Here is a 17,232-nt window from a genome sequence, read left to right on the forward strand (position 1 = left end):
GCTTCACCTTTCCTTGTGCTGGAGGACCTCGGCGAGGCTCGGCGCCTTCCGGTCCCGCTCGGACATCGAGGTGACCGGCAGCGGCCAGGGAATGGCGAGCTCCGGGTCGTTGTAGGCGATCGTCACGTCCTCGGCCGGGTCGTGCGGGCGGTCGATCCGGTACGAGGTGTCGGCGGTCTCGGTCAGCGCCTGGAAGCCGTGCGCGCACCCCGCCGGAATGTAGAGCGTCGTCTGCGTCTCACCGGACAGCTCGAAGAAGGCCCGGCCCAGGAAGGTCGGCGAGTCCGGCCGCAGGTCCACGACGACGTCGAAGATCCTCCCGTACGAGCACCGCACGAGCTTGGCCTCGCCGGCGCCGGAGCGCAGGTGCAGGCCGCGCAGCACGCCCCGGACCGAGCGGGACAGGCTGTCCTGGACGAAGGCGTCCGGGTCGAGGCCCACCGAGCGGACCACGTCGGCGTCGAAGGTGCGGCAGAAGAAGCCGCGCTCGTCGGCGTAAGGCGTCGGCTCGAAGAGGTACGCGCCGGCGATCGCCGGGACTTCGGTCGCTTTCATGGAGCCTCCTGCCGCGCGTGGGCGTCGGCGTGGTCGGTCGTCGGGAACAGGGCCGCCGTCAGGGCGGAGAACTGGCGCTCGAGTTGCCGGGCGGCGACCAGGTTCCGCTCGGCGAGGGTCCGGCGCAGCTCCGCCGATCGCTTCTCCAGCGCCCGGAACTGCTCCAGCAGCCGGTCGGCGTCGACCTCGCGCGCCGGATGGCAGTACGCGGCCAGGCCCATCCGGTCCATGAGCGCGTCGCTCTTCGCCGCGTAGCTGAGGGCGAGCGTCGGTGTGCCGACCTTCAGCGCGCAGATCAGGTTGTGGTACCGGGTCGCCACCACGGTGCCGGCGGCCGCCGTCTCCTTCATCAGGTCGGCCAGCGAGGCCGCCTCGGCGGCGGTGACCAGCGGCGAGTCCACCGCGCCGACGATCGCGGCGGCCACCGGCGCGTCGCACGCGTCGCCGGTGAGCAGCCGGACCGGTCTGCCCTCCTCGACCAGCGCGCGGACGAAGCGGGTCGTCCCCTCGAGGTAGCGCCGGTGGATCTCCTCGGCCCGGGCCCGGTCGTCGTTGCCGCCGTGGAAGTCCATGACGCCGAAGCAGACCGTGCCCGGCGCGCCCGATGGCATGCTCGTCGGCGGCGCCGGCAGGGCGAACGCGAGGTCCGGGTGGACCTCGTCGCGCGTGGTGTCCACGCCCATCGCCCGCATCGCGTCACGGGACAGGGTGTCGCGGTACGACCGGTAGGCGGCCAGCCGCGCAGACCGGCGCACCAGGGCTCGCGTCGCCCGGTCGGCGATCGCGTCCGCGCCGACGCCGACCAGGGCGACCCGGGTGCCGAACAGGCGGCCGCTCGCGCAGAGCAGGAACAGCGAGTACGGGAAGCCCCACGGCCGCAGTGGCAGCGTGGCCTCAAGGACGCCCATGCCCGGCACGATCACCACGTCGTGCCGGCGCACCCATGCGGCAGTGCGGACGACGTCGACGAGCTTGCCCAGCCCCTTCGCCGCGATCGCGCCCGCACGTGACGCGGTCCGGTACTCCCCGCGATACCAGTGCAGCCGCGTCGCCGGGATGCCGTACCGGGCCGCGACGGCCTCGGGTCCGCCGCAGAGTGCGTCCACGACCGCCTCCGGGTGGTCGGCGCGCAAGTACCCGAGCACGGCCTCGAGCGACCCGTCGTTGCCGAGGTTGCCGGAGCCGAGCAGACCGAACACCCCGACGCGTACCGGGGTTCCGGGCGGAGGCGTCACGCCCGCCTCCTCTGACGGCCGGCGACGAGGGAGTCGACGGAGACGGTGAGCCGGGCCGGGTCGACCGGGGCGCGGTCCTCGACCCGCTCGCCGGCGCCCGGCCGGACCCGGCTGGTCATCCACGCGGCCAGGTGGCGGTAGCAGGCGCGCCGGTCGGCCGGGGACAACGGCGCCCGCCGGATCGCCGAGGCGAAGCCCCAGACGTACTCGGCGAGCAGCCGCGGCGTCGGGTGCAGCGGGCCCGCCCGGCGGGGGTCCAGATTGATGCACCGGGAGCGCTTGGAAGGGTTCGCCCGCTCGGCGCGGGTGGGGTGGTCGCGGCGGAAGTACAGCAGCTCCGGCACCTGGTGGAAGGGCCCGTGCAGCGTGATCTCGGCGACGAACGTGCGGTCCGCGTGGTGGTAGCTGTCGTGCGGCTTCACCCGGCGCAGCATGTCGGCCCGCATCACCCCGTAGAAGTCGTCGCCGCCGGGCTCGAAGAGCAGGCTGCGGAAGCGCTCCGGCGCGTGCGGGGAGTCGGTGGCGAGCCCGTACTCGTAGGGGACCTTCACCTGGCCGTCGCCGTCGATGACCGCCTGCCCGGAGTGGGCGAGGACCACGTCCGGCCTCTCGTCCAGCGCCTCGACGCAGCGCCCCAGCAGGTCCCGGGCGTACAGGTCGTCGTGCGAGGCCCATTTGAACAGCTCGCCGCGGCACTCGGTGAAGACATAGTTGTGATTCGGCGCGGCGCCGATGTTCCGGGGCAGCCGGATGTACCGGATCCGCGAGTCCTGCGCGGCGTACGTGCGGCAGATGTTCTCGGTCCCGTCGGTCGAGGCGTTGTCGGAGATGACCAGCTCGAAGTCCTCGTAGGTCTGGCCGAGCAGGGCGTTGAGCGATTCGGCCAGATACTCCTCGCCGTTGTACACGGGCAGGCCGAGGCTCAGCCGGGGATGGGCGGTCATGACGTCCTCACTTCACAGATAGGTTCTTTCAGGCGCTCGCGGAGGGCGGACCGCAGCTGCAGCCACCACACGGCCGAGCCGGCGAGGGTCGCGGTGGCGACGCCCCAGGCCGAGCCGACCGTGCCGCCCAGGGCCGCGCCGCCGAGCCCGCCGGCGACGTAGCAGGCGGAGGCGAACAGCTGGCAGCGCAGGCTGCGCCGGGCCGCGGCGAGCGCGCGCAGCCCGGCCGCCGCGCCGGTGCCGAGGCCGGCGCCCGCGACGCCGAGGGTGACCGGCACGATGAGCTGCGAGGCGGAGTGCCAGACGCCGCCGAGCACCAGCTCGCCGAGCCGGTCCGGTATCAGGAGCAGTGCCCCGCCCCAGAGCAGCGCGGCGGCGGCCTGCCCGCCCCCCAGCAGGAGGCAGAACCTGCCGAGGCGGTGCGGGGCCCGCCGCAGCACCCGTGCCGCCTCCGCGACGGTGACGAGCGACAGCCCCATCAGCACGGCGAGGAACGGGCCGAGCAGCAGCTCGGCGCCCCGGACCGCACCCACCGCGCCGACCCCGGCGATCGCACCGAGCCCGTACGCGCGCAGCTGGCTCGCGCCGCTGAGGCTGACGTTCTCGACCAGGTACCGGTAGCCGAGGTCGTGTTGTTCGCGCAGCCACGCGCGAGCCCGGGACATCCGGGGCCTGATGCCGGACTGGACGTAGCCGTACCCCGCGGCCACCGTGGCGGACGCGCCCCACGCGAGCACGAACGCGGCCACGCTGCCCACGCGGGCCGCCACGACCATGGCCGGGACGAGCGCGACGCCCCACACGACGTCGTTGACGAACGCCTTCCGTCCGGTGCCCGCGGCGAAGAACGCGTACCGCCAGGCGTCCTGCAGCAGCAGCCCCGGCAGCATGACGCCGAGACAGGCGAACGCGGGCCCCACGCGGCCGCCGAGAGCGAGGCCGGCCACCAGACACGCCGCACCGATGGCGGCACCGACGCCGAGCGCGGTGCCCGACGACCGGGCCACCGCCCTGCGCCAGGACGCGTCCGGCACCCCGCTGAAGCGCACAACGAGCGGATCGGTGGCAAGGCCGCGGGAGACGTTGAGCACCACGCCGTAGGTCACCCAGGCGAGGCTGAACACGCCGAACGCGGTCACCCCCAGCGAGCGCGCCACGTAGATGCCCACCGCGAAGTTGCTGATGCTGGAGGCCGCCTGGTCGGCCAGTCCCCAGGACAGCCGGCCGACGAAGGCCCGCCCTGCGGATCCGGCCGGTGCCGTCGCCTTCTCCTCCTCGGTGGTCATCGGCGTCACGCCTTGATCAGTTCGGCGCCGCGCAGGGCGTCGGCGGCGTCGGCGACGGTGTCGAACGACAGCCCGGACCGCTCGGCGACGTCCAGCAGACTGTGCTCCCCGTCGGAGAGGCTGAGCACCCAGAGCATGGCCATCTGGGCCTGCTTCGCGTCGCTGCGGCCGCCGAGCGAGTCGTACAACCCGCGCCGGCCCAGCTGTGGCTCGCCGTAGGGGCTGAGGTTGACGTACCGCCGGTTGCGGTCCAGCAGGGCGAATGCCTCGCGGCAGACGGCGAGCGTGTCCGCCATCGCCTCCGGGGAGACGAAGTCCGGGTTGTCGGCCGAGGTGTGGTACTCGGGGTAGCCGGCGTACGGGGTCCGGCTGAGCGAGCCCACGCCGAGATCGAACCCGGGCGAGCAGAACTGCCGCTCGTCGTAGCCGTACGGAGTGAACTCGGCGACGCTGTGGGGGCGTTCGGAGGCGGCCAGCACGTGCCGCATCACCCGGTCGATCTCCGCGTCGCCGCGCCTGCTCTGCTTGTACGTCAGCCGGCCCCGGTCACCGGCGCAGGCCAGCACCAGCCCGTGCTTGACCCGTTCCACCCGCTCCGCGTTGCGGGCCAGCCAGGTGATCGCCCCGATGGTGCCGGGCGCGAAGATGAACCGGTAGGTGTACCACGGCGTCTCCTCCGCCAGCGCCCGCGCCAGGAACGTCGCCACCGCGATGCCGGCCAGGTTGTCGTTGGCCAGCGACGGGTGGCAGACGTGGCAGGAGACGATCACCTCGTCGGCGACCTGCCCGGGGACCACGTGCTCGGCGTAGGTGAGGTGGCCGTCGGCGAGTGTGGAGTCGATGCACACCTCGTACTCGCCGTCCGGCAGCGCGTCCAGGGTCTCCTGGGCCAGGCAGAACCCCCAGTCCGGCGTGTAGTAGCTGGTGCGGTACGGCACCCAGGCCGGGTGGTCCGGCAGGGTGTGCAGGTGTCCACGCAGCTGGGCCAGCGGCATGGTCGCCGACACCGGCACGCTGTAGCCGAGCACGTGCAGGCTGGACGCGGCGAAGTCGACGACCCGGTTGCCGGTGGAGTCGGCGATGTACGCGTCCCGGATGTTCCACTCCTGGGGCACCGTCCAGTCGAGCACCTGAGTCCCGGTCGGCACCTCGTGCACCTGCAGAGGGACGTACTCGCCGACGATCTCCAGGGTGGCGCGCACACCGTCGCCGGTGATGCTCCGGCACAGCGGGTACAACCGCTCCACCAGCGCGTGCATCTCTTCGCCGGCCGCGGTCATCGGCGCCACCGGAGGGTGTCGTCGACGGCGCCCGCGTCGGACGCCGCGCGCAGCACGGCAAGGCGGGTGAAGCGTCGCTCGAAGTCCTCGCGGGTCAGCCCGAACTCCCGGTAGATGTCGGCGAGTTCGAGCGCGCCCCGCTTCACCGTCCACTCGCAGTCGAAGCCGGGTACCGCGGCGCGGAACCGGGAGAAGTCCACCCGGTACGACCGCGGATCGGCCCCTGTCTCCCCGGTGATCACCACCTTCGCGCCGGACACCGCCTCGGCGACCTGTTCGGCGATCTCGGCGACCGTGACGTTGTTGGTCTCGCTGCCGATGTTGAACGCCCGGTCGTGCACCGCTTCGCGCGGCGCGGTCAGCGCGGCCGTGAAGGCCCGTGCGATGTCGGCGGCGTGCACCAGCGGGCGCCAGGGGGTGCCGTCGGAGAGCACCAGCACCTCGCCGGACAGCAGCGCGTGGCCCACCAGGTTGTTGAGCACGATGTCGGCGCGCAGCCGGGGCGAGAAGCCGAAGGCGGTGGCGTTGCGCATGTACACCGGGCTGAAGTCGCCGTCGGCCAGGGCGTGCAGGTCGTCCTCGACCCGCACCTTGGACTCCGCGTACGGCGTCACCGGGCGCAGCGGCGCGTCCTCGGCCACCAGGTCGTCACCGCCGGCGGCGCCGTAGACCGAGCAGGTGGACGCGTACAGGAAGCGCCGCACCCCGGCGTCGCGGGCGAGCCGGGCCAGGTGCACGGACGCGTGGTGGTTGATGTCGTAGGTGAGTTCCGGCGCCAGCGATCCCAGCGGGTCGTTGGACAGCGCGGCCAGATGGATGACGGCATCGACCCCGGCCACGTGGTCGGCCGTGACGTCGCGCAGGTCCACCCGGTGTCCCGGCGGGTCGGCGGGCGTCGGGCCCAGCACGCAGTCGGCGAACAGTCCGGCGTCCAGGCCGACGACCTCGTGCCCGGCGGAGCTAAGGACCGGGGCCATCACGGTGCCCAGGTAGCCCTGGTGTCCGGTCAGCAGTACGCGCAAGGTTCATTCCCCCAGGTCGAGAGTGAGTTTGGTGACGGAGAACGCCTCGGCGTAGCGCGCGTGGCATTCGATGCCGCGGATCCGCGCAAGGCCGAGGAAGGCCTCCCGGTCGTACCAGGGCCGGTGGCGTTGCGAGGGATAGTGCTCCTGCAGCAGCCGCACCTTCTGTTCGGCGATCTGAGGCGACAGCGGCTGGTACGCCGTCGGACGGCCGAGATCGCCGTCCCACTTGACGATCTCGTAGCCGAGCACGAGGTGGTCGCGGAACGCGGTGGTCATCAGCTTCGCCAGGCCGCGGTGATCCTGGTGCGCGTCATCGGTACGCGGCGCAAGGACCAGATCCGGTTCGGTCCGCGCGCGCAGCTCCTCGACCGCGGCCTTGGCCTCCTCCCAGTGCGCCGGCAGCCGGCCGTCCGGCAGCTTGTGCACGGTCAGCCGCAGGTCGGCGCCCGGGCAGAAGGCGGCGAGCGCGGCCTGCTCCTCCTGCTCGCGCTCGCTGCCACCGCCGGAGAGCACCAGCACGTCGATACGGATACCCGGCTGCGCGAGGCACATCGTCAGCAGCGTGCCGCCGGCGCCGATGGCGATGTCGTCACAGTGCGCACCTACCGCGACGATCCGGTCCAGGCGCCCGGCCCCGAGCCGGATCACGCGGTCCCCACTACGGCGCCGCTCCTGCTGCCGGTCGCGCTCGCCCCCGCGCCGTCCCGTTCCCACACGGCCCACGGGCGGTCGCCCTGGGCGTAGGCGGCGTCGAGCGCGGCCCGCTCCTTCACGGTGTCGGTCGGCTTCCAGAAGCCGCGGTGCTGGTGCGCCACCAGTCGGCCGCGCTTGGCCAGTTGGGCGCATCCGTCGGCGACCAGGTCCCCGTTCTCCGGGATGTGGTCGAAGACCTCCTGGCGGAGCACGAAGTACCCGCCGTTCTCCCACAGCGGCAGTTCGCTCACCGCGGTGATGCCCCCCACCAGGCCGTCCTCGCCCAGTTCCACGCAGTGGAACGAGGACTGAGGCGGCACCACCATCATCGACGCCCCGGCGTCACGCCGGGCGAACCGGTCGATCATCTCCGGCAGCGGGGCGTCGGTGAGCACGTCGGCGTAGTTGGCGAGGAACATCTCGTCGCCGTCCAGGTGGTGCCGCACCCTGCGCAGCCGCTCCCCGATCGGTGACTCGATGCCGGTCTGCGCGAACGTGATCGTCCAGTCGGCGATGTCGGTGGACAGCAGCTCGGTCTGCCCGTCCCGCAGCACGAAGTCGTTGGACGTCGTCTCCTCGTAGTTGAGGAAGAAGTCCTTGATGTGGTGCGCGCCGTACCCGAGGCACAGGATGAACTCCTTGTGCCCGAAGTGCGCGTAGTAGCGCATGACGTGCCAGATCAGCGGTCGCGGGCCGACCATCGCCATCGGCTTGGGCACGTCGTCGGAGGCACCGTTGCGCATGCGCATCCCGTAACCGCCGCAGAACAGAACGACCTTCATGCTGTGCCCTTTCAAGACGCGACCTCGACAATGCTCAGTTCAGGGATGGGAAAGACCAGCCGGCCACCCCACTCGTGCACGAACGACAGCTGCTCGACCAGCTCGGCCCGCAGGTTCCACGGGAGGACGAGGACGTAGTCCGGTCTGTCGGCGGCTATCCGCTCGGGCGGCAGGATCGGGATGCGGGTGCCCGGGGTGAACCTGCCGTGCTTGTACGGGTTGCGGTCGACCGTGTACGGGAGCAGGTCGGGCCGGATGCCGCAGTGGTTGAGCAGGGTGTTTCCCTTGCCCGGGGCGCCGTAGCCGACGACCGTCTCGCCGCGCTCGGCCGCCTCGATGAGGAACCGCAGCAGGTCCCGGCGTACCTTGGCCACACGCGCGGAGAACTCGGTGTACCCGGACAGCTCCTGCAGCCCGGCGGCCTTCTCCCGGGCCAGCACGTCGGCCACCCGCTGCGTCGGCTCGCCGGCCACCTCGGCCGGCCGGGCCCACAGCCGGATGGAGCCGCCGTGCGTGGGCAGCAACTCGACGTCCACCAGCGCGAGTCCGCCGCTCGCCAGCGCCCGGATCGCGGACGCGACCGTGTAGTACTGGAAGTGCTCGTGGTAGATCGTGTCGTACTGGTTCTCCTCGATCAGGGTCAGCAGGTGCTGCACCTCGATGGAGACCCAGCCGTCGTCGGCGACCAGGGCGCGCAGCCCCTGGGTGAACCCGACCACGTCGGGGATGTGGGCGTACACGTTGTTGGCCACGACCAGGTCCGCCGGGCCGTGCTCTTCGCGGACGGCCGAGCCGGTGTCCGGGCTCAGGAACTCCGTGAGCGTGGGCACACCCGCGTCCCGCGCCGCTGCGCCGACGTTCACCGACGGCTCGACGCCGAGGCAGCGGATCCCCCGGTCCACCACATGCCTCAGCAGGTACCCGTCGTTGCTCGCGACCTCGACCACGAAGGCGTCGGTGCCGAGAGCGAGCCGCTGCACGGCGTCGGCGACGAACGTGCGCGCGTGCTCCACCCAGGAGGTGGAGTAGGAGGAGAAGTACGCGTACTCGCTGAACGTCTCCTCCGGCGTGATCAACGGAGGTATCTGCGCCAGCCAGCAGTCGGTGCAGACCCGCAGGTGCAGCGGGTACGCCGGCTCCGGCTGATCCAGTCGGTCCGCGGCGAGGAAGCTCTCACATGGTGGCGTCGCCCCGAGGTCGACGACGCTGGCCATCGCTTCCGAGCCGCAGAGTCGGCATCGTGTCATCTGCTGTTCCCATCCCCCCTGCCCGCGAGGGTGTCCCCGTCGCGAGCCAGTGCCGACCGCCCCGCGATCGCGGTGCGGTACTCCTCCATAAGGCGCTCCAGGCCGACGGCCGGGCTGAACCCCTGCTCGTAACGGCGCCGGGCCGCCTGGCCCATCTCCCGGTTGCGGGCCGGCTCGGCCGCGAGCCGGCGCAGGCAGGACGCGAGCGAGGCGGACTCGCCCGGCCGGTGCAGCAGCCCGGTCACCCCGTCCTCGACGAGTTCGACGAACGCGCCGTGACCGGCGGCGACGACCGGGACCCCCGCCGCCATCGCCTCCACGACCACCAGGCCGAACGCCTCCAGCCAGGTCGAGGGAGCCACCACGGCGACCGCCCGCGCGATGGCCTTCTGGCACTCCGCCGTGTCGTACAGGCCGACGTACCGCACGTCGTCCCGGCCCGCCGCCCAGGCGGTGACCTCTGCCTCCAGTGGTCCCGTGCCGGCGATCACGAGCGGCACGCCCACACCGCCGTCCGCTGCGATCTCGTCCCACGCGGCCATGAGCAGCCGCACGCCCTTGGCCTCCGCGAGCCGGCCGAGATAGAGCAGATGCTCGCCGGCGCCCGATCGGCGCGCGACCGGGTCGGGCACGAAGTTGTGCTTCACCGCCAGCCGCTCGGCCGGCATGCCGGCCCGCACCAGGACGTTGCGCTGCGCCGCGGAGATGCAGAAGAACCGTTCCACGCCGGACCACCACCGCCGCCGGTTGACCGACAGGCTGACCGCGAGCGGCACCGTCGCCAGCCGGGAGCTCCGGTAGCAGCCGTGCCGGACGGCGGGCAGCGGCGTCGACCCGACGCACTCGGTGCACGGCCGGCCGTCCCGCTGCAGCGTGCCGGGCGGGCAGACCTGGGTGTAGTTGTGCAGCGTGGCGACGGCGGGCACGCCGGCGTCGGCGCAGGCGGCCAACACGGCGGGCGACAGGAGCGGGAAGACGTTGTGGACGTGCACCACGTCCGGGCGTTCGCTGCGAAGCCGGGCGGCGAGCTCCGTGCGGACCGCCGGGTTCCACGGCACGAGCAGCGGCACCGCGGCCTTGCCCAGCAGGGACCGGGCGGCGATGTCGTCGCTGCGCCGCTCGAACACCTCGACCCGGTGGCCGGCCCCGCGCAGCAGCGCCACCTCCTGGTCGACGACCTTGTTCTCCCCGCTCGGCTGCGCCGAGGCGTAGCGGTTGTGCACCACGAGGATGTGCATGCTCAGGTCACCTCCGATCTCTGGGCCCATCGCGGGATGCGTCGTCGAGGGACTTCGGGCGTGGACAGGGGAGTGGCTGCGGCAGGTGCCGCCAGCAGCGAGGCGGCCACGGCCAGATGCAGCAGATAAGGCGAGGCGTCGCCCAGCCCGGCCTCGGTGTACGACGCGATCGCGCAGTAGCTGATCAGGAAGATCGCGCAGGCCCTCGACAGCGACGGCGGCCGCAGCAACGCGACGCCGCCCAGCACGAGGATGATCGCCGCCACGATGGCGGCGCCGGTCAGACCCTGCTCGTGGTAAACGGCCAGCCAGCTGTTGTCGATCGGCAGCCCGCCGAACGACTTGTCGCCCAGGCCCACGCCGAACAGCTGCTCCGAGGTCGTCCGGGGCGCTGCCAGCAGGGCGTCCCAGACCTTGGCCCGACCGGTGAGGTTGGAGAAGTTCTCCTTGCTCTGTCCGCGCAGGAACCACGCCTGTAGCGCGGAGCTCAACCCCACCGCGGCCACGGTGGCGCACAGCACCGCCCAGGCGAAGAACCGGCGGGCGGCGGCGCTGGTCAGGACGAGCGAGCCGATCGCCAACACCAGGCCGATGAGCAGGCCGAGCGTGGCCGTCCGGGTATGGGTCAGCGCGAGCAGGACGAGTGACGGCACGATGACTGCCGCCGCGCCGGCCCCGGTGGTCCGGCGGCCCAGTACGAGCAGCACGGTGAGCCCGGTGATCACCGCGGCGTACTGTCCGATCTGCGGCGGGGTGAGCGGCCACAGCGCGCCGACCAGCCGTCCTCCGTAGAGCTCGGGCATGGCCGCGCCCGGTGAGATGAGCAAGCCGGCGGCCACCGACGCGAGCACCGCGAAGTACATCCGGATGTGGTGCCGGACGAACGTCGGGCTGCCGTCCCACCAGCGGCTGAGCAGCCACAGCGTGGCGACGAAGAGAGCCAGCCGGGCGCAGCGGAACAGCGCGCCGAAACCGGACTCCAGGTGCGCGCTGGAGATCACGCTCAGCACCAGCAGCAGGGTGAGCAGGAACAGGAAGGCGCTGGCTCGGATGCGCAGCCGGAGATTGAGCGCGAGCGCCAGCGCGAACGCGGCGACCAGCGCGCCCATGGTGACCATCTGGATGAGGGAGCGGGGCAGCGGGATGATGGTCTTCGCCCCGGCGGAGCCGAGCGTGTTGAGGACCAGCAAACCCCAGACTGTCCCGACGATCTTCGACGTGTGGTCCGTGCCCATCTCAACCACCGTCCCGTGCGCGGAAGGTGCTGCCCGCGTCCTGCTGGTACGGCGTGCCCTGCCACTGCGCGGAGTCGAGTATCCGGCTCGGGTCGTGGGCGACGAACTTCCATGGTCCGAGGTAGACGTTGTCGTGCCAGCGGTTGTGCTGCTTGCGGGTGATCGCCTCGGCCACCCGCTCGCCCTGGTACGGCGACCAGTCCGGATAGGTGCCGTAGTTGGCCAGCACCGCCATTCGGTCGCACCTCACCGTGCAGTCGACGACGGACTTGTCCAGCACGAAGCGGTTGCCGTGGATGTCCACCCGCTGGGTCTTCCACCGGCAGTCGGCGTAGAGCGGTGCGGTGGCGATCGCCGGCTGTGCGCAGCGGTCAGAGTCCTTCACCAGCAACGTGCAGTCAGTGGACGAGGTATTGGCCGGGCTGTTGCAGAACCGGTCGGCGTTTTCCCACAGGGTGATCCCGGACCAGTTGTTCTCCAGCACGTTCCGGTAGATCTCGATCTTGTCCGTGCGGGCTCGGATCCGTGGTTCGCCGCCGGACTCGGACAGGTAGACGGTCGCGAACGGGAAGTTGTCGCCGCGGTCGGCGTACCTGCGGCCCTCGACCCAGTTGTTCCGCCGGATCGTGTTCTTCCGGATGACCGCGTTGTAGCTGGTCTCGTAGATCAGCGCAGCACCGTCGTTGGCCTCGAGCACGTTGTCCTCGATGCGGAAGTCGTTGTTGTTGGTGTCCGCCCATAACCCGGCTCCGCGGTTGTCGTGCACCCAGTTGCCGCGTACGTCGGCGCCGTTGACGGCCCAGAACTTGACGCCTCCGGTGCAGCCGCAGCCCTTCCGCCGCCGCTCCCAGCCGTCCCTGTTGTTGCCCACGATCTCGTTGCCCTCGACCACCAGGCCGCTGATACGGCCGGTGGCCTTGTACGCGTTCATGCCGTACTGACCGTTGCCGCGCAGGCAGCTGGCGCGGACCCGCTGGCCGTCACCGGCCATCAGCCCGGCGCCGGAGTTGTGCTGGATCGTCGCGTGCTCGATCACCCACCCGTCGGCCGAATCATGGTTGACCACGCCCTCGTTGTGCGGCGCGACGAAACCCTGCACGGTCAGGTGGCGGATGGTGACGCTGCGGGCGGTGCCGCCGAACGCGTACTGGTTGGTCTTCCGGCCGTCGAGCACCGCGCCCGGCGCACCGAGGTAGCTGTTCCCCTCCTTGGGGATGACCTGGGCGTAGCGGTCCGGCTCGAGCCTGTGCTTGCCCGGTCGAAGCCAGAACGTGGTGTTCGGGGGGCTGCTCTTGGTCTTCGCAGCCAGGTCACCGACCACCGCGGGGTCGACCGTCACCGCGCCCGCCGGCGCCTTCGCCGGCCCGGCCGCGGGCTTGGCGCACACCCGGGCCACGGACGTGGACGGCGCAGCGGCCGCCTTTGCCGGGGCGCCCGGCGTGCTCTCACAGCCGGTCGCCGCCAGCAGAGCCAGGGCCGACGCCGCCGCCCAGTGCTGCCTCATGATCCGCACGCGCCCTTATGGCCGCGGAACCCGAGCACGGTGGTGAAGCCCTCCGTGCCGTCGGTGGAGCCGGTGCCGATCAGGGTGGTGCTGGGTTCCTTGCGCCCGAAGCCGGCGGAGTACCAGCCCAGCGGCGGGTCGGTCTCGCCGCGATGCGCCCGCCAGGACAGCTGCCCGGGCAGGTCGAGCACCGCGGAGCGCTCCTCGCCGTCCCGGGTCCAGGTGAGCACTGCCCGGTTGCCCGTCAGGTCCGCGGCGATCGCCGGGCCGAGGTGGAACGCCAGGTGCACGGACCGGCGCGGGCCGCGCACCTCGTCGACCACCCTCAGCTCCTGGCTCGCGGCTGTCAGCTCCACCCGGCGGCGGTGCACGGAGTGCTGGTAGCCGTCGTGCTCGGCGCACCAGCGGGCCGTCCCGCCGTCGGAGGCGCCGGATGTGTCCGCGACCAGGACGCGGCTGCGGGCATGCCGGGTCCAGAGGAACGGGCCGCCGGAGACGGACTGGTCACCGCCGTCCACTTGCAGGGTGTTGTGGCCGAGGGTCGACCGGAAGTACTGCCGCCACTCGGGCTGCCCGTGGTAGCAGAACGTCCCCGGGTCGGCGAGCACGTCGACCCCGTCGTGCCGGACCTCCACGGACAGCGCGTCCGCGTGGGCATGCGCGGCAATGGACAGGAATCCGTGCGGACCACCGTCGCAGCGGCACCAGATCTCTCCTGTGCCTCCCGGACCCCGCAGGATGGTCATGCCCGCGTCGGCGAAATGGGCCGGTCGGCTTGCCGGGCGGGTCACGGCCGGTGCGATCGCATTCTTCGAGTACGGCCGGATGAGCGCGGCCAGCAGCGGGGTGCGCACATCGGTGCCGGTCACCGCCGGCCACCAGGCGAGCCGGCCGAACACGGCGTCCCCGGTGGCCAGCAGCGAGGCCCAGCGGTCGGTGCCCGCGCCGTCCACGACCAGACCGTGCCCGTCGTCCGCGTCCCCCTGGCGCGGCGGCCGTAACCGGCTGTCCACGATGGCCGCGAGCGCGTCGGTCATCCGCAGCAGTACCAGCCGGATCGACGCGGGGACCGGCACGCCGGCGGCATCCGCCTCGGCCACCGCGGCCAGGCCGAGCTCCAGCACCAGTCCGTGATACTCGGTGGCCAGCTCGCGGTTGAGGCCGGAGCCGAAGGTGTTGCTCCGCAGATGCCGCTCCAGCGACCGCAGCGCGTCGGCTCGCCAACGTGCCGAGGAGGGGAACCAGTCGAACGCGCAGGCCGCGGCGAACTGCCCGGCGGCCTCGGCGATGATGTGGTTGTTCGCCGAGGACCCCCGGCTGGGGAAGGCGGCCAGCCAGCGCTGGTGGTGCCAGATCTGGTTCAGCGCCACCGGGTTGCCCTCGAACAGCCCGGCCGCGCCCGGCCATCCGTCGAGGAGCCGGCGGATCCACACCCAGGACAGCAGCCGGATGCCCAGCTCGATGCCGCTGATCCAGTGCACGCCGCGCAGCGGCGGGTTGGCCGCCCACCACGACCGCAGGTGCTCGGCCACTCGCTCGGCGTACCGCTCGTTCCCGGTGATCGCGTAGGCGGCGGCGAGCACGGTGAGGTACTGGTGCCGGGACAGCTCCCAGATCTGCTTGATGTCCCCGACCGCGTCCTCGTTCCGGTACGGCACGTCGAAGGCGTAGCCCCACGGAGCCCGGCGCCCGGTCTTCGGGTCGCACCACCAGTCCGGGTCGGTCAGGTCGTCGCGGACCACGCCGAAATACTCCGCGTGCCCGTACATCAGCCGGTCCGCCTCGGCGACGAGACGTTTCGCGGCGTCCGGAGGTACGGCGGCGATCGTCCCGGCGGGCAGTACCGCGGTGAACCGGGCGCCGGTCACCCTAGGGCAGTTCGGCCGCGCCGACCGCCACCGCCGCCTGCGCACCGCGTCGCCCACCCGGCCGCCGACCTCCCGCGGTCCCATCCGGGACAGCCGCCGCAGGTACCAGCCCGGACTCCCCGAGCTCACAGTCATCGGGCCCTCGCCAACGTCACGGGTGCACCGCCCGCCAGGCCGGCCTGCACGGCGAGGGTGGCCGCCGTGGTGGCGACCAGCGACTCCAGCGGCACCGGCATCGGCCCGCCGGTCCGCACGGCCTTGATGAACGCGGCCAGTTCGGCGTTCTGGCCCTTGTCCCGGGCCTTGGGCAGCCGCGAGCTGACCCACCGCTTGCGGCCGACCCCCCTGTCTACAAACAGCGAGGCACGGACGAAGTCGTCGAGCTTCAGCACCTTGCCGTCCGCGACCAGGTCCAGCGTCTCCTTGGGGAAGCCGGGCGCGCCTGTGGTGACGTAGCTGATGGTGGCGGTGGACCCGTCCGGGTAGCGCAGCACGACCTGCAGGTCCTCGTTGCCGGACGTGGCGACCGCGTACACCGACACCGGGTCGGCCTCGAGCAGCCAGCTCGCCGTGTCGATGAAGTGTCCGCCCTCGCCGGCGAACCGCGAGCCCTCGGTGCCCTGTTGGAGGTACCAGCTGCCGTGCTGCAGCCGGCCCGCGTTGACCAGGTAGCGCAGGCTCGCCGGACCGGTCCGGGCGCCGAACCGCTTCCTGGCCTCCTGGAGCAGCGGCGCGAACCGGCGGTTGAAGCCCACCTGCAGCCGGTCGTTGCCGGACTCCTCCACCGCCGCGAGCACGCCGGCCAGCTCGTCCTCGGTGAGGGCCAGCGGCTTCTCCACGAACACCGCCTTGCCGGCCAGCAGTGCCCTCCGGGTCAGTTCGGCGTGCGAGCTGTGCCGGGTGACGACGAACACCGCGTCGATGGACTTGTCGCCGAGCACGGCGTCGAGATCGGTGGTCGCCTCGGCGAAGCCGAACTTCCGCTGCGCGTTGGCCGCGGACAGCGCCGTCGTGGTGACGACGGTCGACAGCTCGACGCCGTCGCGCTGTGCCAGGTGCGGCAGCAGCATCGACGTCGCGTAGTTTCCCGCGCCGACGAACGCCAGCCGCACCGGCGCTTTGGCGGACCGGGCCGGGGTGGACGCTCCGCCGCTGCGTCTGACCGCGGGCACGGCCACCGCCGGGGCCTCCGCTTCCGCAGCTCGGTCGGGGTGGTCGGGGTACCGGAACAGCACAGCGACGGCCTTCAGGTCGCCGTCCTTCAGGCGCTGGTACGTCTCGACGGCGTCGTCGAAGTCGGCGATGTGGGAGACCAGGGGCTCCACGTCGACGCTGCCGCGGGCGAGGAGATCGAGGAAGCACGCCAGGTTGCGGCGCTCGGTCCAGCGCACGTAGCCGATCGGGTAGTCCCGCCCCTCGAGCTCGTACTCCGGGTCGTAGCGCCCGGGTCCGTACGAGCGCGAGAACCGGACGTCGAGCTCCTTCTCGTAGTACGCGTTCCACGGCAGGTCCAGGCGGCACTTGCCGATGTCGACGACCCGGCCGCGGTCCCGGCAGAGCCGGGCGGCCAGCTCGACGGGCTGGTTGCTGCCGCCGCCGGCGGCCAGGTACACCTGGTCCACGCCGTGCCCGTCGGTGAGTTCGGCGACGGCGGCTTCCACGGCCGCGGACGCGGGATCGCCGCAGGCCGCGGCACCCAGGCGCTCGGCGAGCTCGCAGCGCACCGGGTCGGGATCGACCCCGACGACGCGGACCCCCGAGGCGGCAAGGAGCTGCACCACCAGCTGTCCGATCAGCCCGAGGCCGATGACCAGCGCCACGTCGCCGAGTTGCGGCTCGCCGCGACGGACGCCCTGCATCGCGATCGACCCGACGGTGCCGAAGGCCGCGTGGCGCGGCGCGAGGCCGTCCGGCACCCGGGCGTAGAGGTTCTTCGGCACCCAGTTCAGCTCGGCGTGCAACGCGTGCTCATTGCCGGCGCAGGCCACGAGGTCGCCGACCTTCACATCGTCGGTCCCGGCCCCGACCTGCTCGACCACCCCGCACAGCGAGTAGCCCAGCGGCGTGTAGGAGTCCAGCTTGCCCATCACCTTGCGGTAGGTGGCGGGCACCCCGTTGGTGGCCACGCTCTGCATGACCTTGGCCACCTGGTCCGGCCGGGAGCGGGCCTTGCCCAGCATCGACATCCCGGCCTCGGACACCTTCATGAGCTCGGTCCCGGTGGATATCAGCGAGTAGGTGGTGCGGACCAGCACTCCGCCCGGCTTGCACCCCGGCACCGGCACGTCGAGCACCGCCAGCTCGCCGCTCTTGTAGTTCTGAACAACCTGTTTCACCCGA

The 17,232-nt window shown here is 72.1% G+C and carries 14 protein-coding genes; all 14 read right to left on the minus strand.

Annotated features, from left to right (window positions below):
- Positions 1-3: 3 nt before the first annotated feature.
- From rfbC to AC0699_RS26730, 14 genes are read right to left on the minus strand one after another with little or no spacing between them, the layout of a single operon-like run.
- Positions 4-555 carry a dTDP-4-dehydrorhamnose 3,5-epimerase gene (rfbC, locus tag AC0699_RS26665; RefSeq protein WP_478664843.1) on the minus strand — a complete coding sequence of 184 codons (552 nt, stop codon included), beginning with the start codon at positions 553-555 and terminating at the stop codon, positions 4-6.
- Complete coding sequence (locus AC0699_RS26670) at positions 552-1,790, minus strand: polysaccharide pyruvyl transferase family protein (protein WP_478664846.1); 1,239 nt, start codon at positions 1,788-1,790, stop codon at positions 552-554. The genes rfbC and AC0699_RS26670 overlap by 4 nt, the downstream gene beginning before the upstream one ends.
- On the minus strand, positions 1,787-2,734 hold the full coding sequence (locus tag AC0699_RS26675) for a glycosyltransferase family 2 protein (protein ID WP_478664848.1): 948 nt from the start codon (positions 2,732-2,734) through the stop codon (positions 1,787-1,789). Before AC0699_RS26675 ends, AC0699_RS26670 begins: the two co-directional genes overlap by 4 nt.
- A complete protein-coding gene (locus AC0699_RS26680) occupies positions 2,731-4,020 on the minus strand; it encodes a hypothetical protein (RefSeq protein WP_478664851.1) in 1,290 nt (429 codons plus the stop codon). Before AC0699_RS26680 ends, AC0699_RS26675 begins: the two co-directional genes overlap by 4 nt.
- 5 nt (positions 4,021-4,025) lie before the next feature.
- Positions 4,026-5,309, minus strand: coding sequence for a DUF4910 domain-containing protein (locus tag AC0699_RS26685; RefSeq protein WP_478664853.1), 1,284 nt, complete (start codon positions 5,307-5,309; stop codon positions 4,026-4,028).
- On the minus strand, positions 5,297-6,322 hold the full coding sequence (locus tag AC0699_RS26690; RefSeq protein WP_478664855.1) for an NAD-dependent epimerase/dehydratase family protein: 1,026 nt from the start codon (positions 6,320-6,322) through the stop codon (positions 5,297-5,299). Before AC0699_RS26690 ends, AC0699_RS26685 begins: the two co-directional genes overlap by 13 nt.
- Before the next feature lie 3 nt (positions 6,323-6,325).
- A complete protein-coding gene (locus AC0699_RS26695) occupies positions 6,326-6,973 on the minus strand; it encodes a PIG-L deacetylase family protein (RefSeq protein WP_478664857.1) in 648 nt (215 codons plus the stop codon).
- Entirely contained in the window at positions 6,970-7,800 is an 831-nt protein-coding gene (locus tag AC0699_RS26700; RefSeq protein WP_478664860.1) for a sugar phosphate nucleotidyltransferase, read from the minus strand. Before AC0699_RS26700 ends, AC0699_RS26695 begins: the two co-directional genes overlap by 4 nt.
- Positions 7,801-7,811: 11 nt before the next feature.
- Entirely contained in the window at positions 7,812-9,047 is a 1,236-nt protein-coding gene (locus AC0699_RS26705; RefSeq protein ID WP_478664862.1) for a class I SAM-dependent methyltransferase, read from the minus strand.
- On the minus strand, positions 9,044-10,285 hold the full coding sequence (locus tag AC0699_RS26710) for a glycosyltransferase (protein ID WP_478664864.1): 1,242 nt from the start codon (positions 10,283-10,285) through the stop codon (positions 9,044-9,046). Before AC0699_RS26710 ends, AC0699_RS26705 begins: the two co-directional genes overlap by 4 nt.
- Positions 10,286-10,287: 2 nt before the next feature.
- Positions 10,288-11,520 carry an O-antigen ligase domain-containing protein gene (locus AC0699_RS26715; RefSeq protein WP_478664866.1) on the minus strand — a complete coding sequence of 411 codons (1,233 nt, stop codon included), beginning with the start codon at positions 11,518-11,520 and terminating at the stop codon, positions 10,288-10,290.
- Between the two features lies 1 nt (position 11,521).
- Positions 11,522-13,024, minus strand: a complete 1,503-nt coding sequence (locus AC0699_RS26720) for a right-handed parallel beta-helix repeat-containing protein (RefSeq protein ID WP_478664871.1) — start codon at positions 13,022-13,024, stop codon at positions 11,522-11,524.
- Complete coding sequence (locus tag AC0699_RS26725) at positions 13,021-15,027, minus strand: alginate lyase family protein (RefSeq protein WP_478664874.1); 2,007 nt, start codon at positions 15,025-15,027, stop codon at positions 13,021-13,023. The genes AC0699_RS26720 and AC0699_RS26725 overlap by 4 nt, the downstream gene beginning before the upstream one ends.
- On the minus strand, positions 15,024-17,228 hold the full coding sequence (locus AC0699_RS26730; protein ID WP_478664877.1) for a bi-domain-containing oxidoreductase: 2,205 nt from the start codon (positions 17,226-17,228) through the stop codon (positions 15,024-15,026). The genes AC0699_RS26725 and AC0699_RS26730 overlap by 4 nt, the downstream gene beginning before the upstream one ends.
- Positions 17,229-17,232 lie beyond the last annotated feature (4 nt).

It is taken from the genome of Streptomyces sp. NPDC043870, from assembly GCF_056435785.1.

Excerpts from the sequence above, each read along its gene's own strand:
- AC0699_RS26720 (WP_478664871.1), bottom strand. The coding sequence starts at position 13,024 with ATGAGGCAGCACTGGGCGGCGGCGTCGGCCCTGGCTCTGCTGGCGGCG.
- AC0699_RS26715 (WP_478664866.1), bottom strand. The coding sequence starts at position 11,520 with ATGGGCACGGACCACACGTCGAAGATCGTCGGGACAGTCTGGGGTTTG.
- rfbC (WP_478664843.1), bottom strand. The coding sequence starts at position 555 with ATGAAAGCGACCGAAGTCCCGGCGATCGCCGGCGCGTACCTCTTCGAG.
- AC0699_RS26675 (WP_478664848.1), bottom strand. The coding sequence starts at position 2,734 with ATGACCGCCCATCCCCGGCTGAGCCTCGGCCTGCCCGTGTACAACGGC.
- AC0699_RS26725 (WP_478664874.1), bottom strand. The coding sequence starts at position 15,027 with ATGACTGTGAGCTCGGGGAGTCCGGGCTGGTACCTGCGGCGGCTGTCC.
- AC0699_RS26680 (WP_478664851.1), bottom strand. The coding sequence starts at position 4,020 with ATGACCACCGAGGAGGAGAAGGCGACGGCACCGGCCGGATCCGCAGGG.
- AC0699_RS26700 (WP_478664860.1), bottom strand. The coding sequence starts at position 7,800 with ATGAAGGTCGTTCTGTTCTGCGGCGGTTACGGGATGCGCATGCGCAAC.
- AC0699_RS26710 (WP_478664864.1), bottom strand. The coding sequence starts at position 10,285 with ATGCACATCCTCGTGGTGCACAACCGCTACGCCTCGGCGCAGCCGAGC.
- AC0699_RS26705 (WP_478664862.1), bottom strand. The coding sequence starts at position 9,047 with ATGACACGATGCCGACTCTGCGGCTCGGAAGCGATGGCCAGCGTCGTC.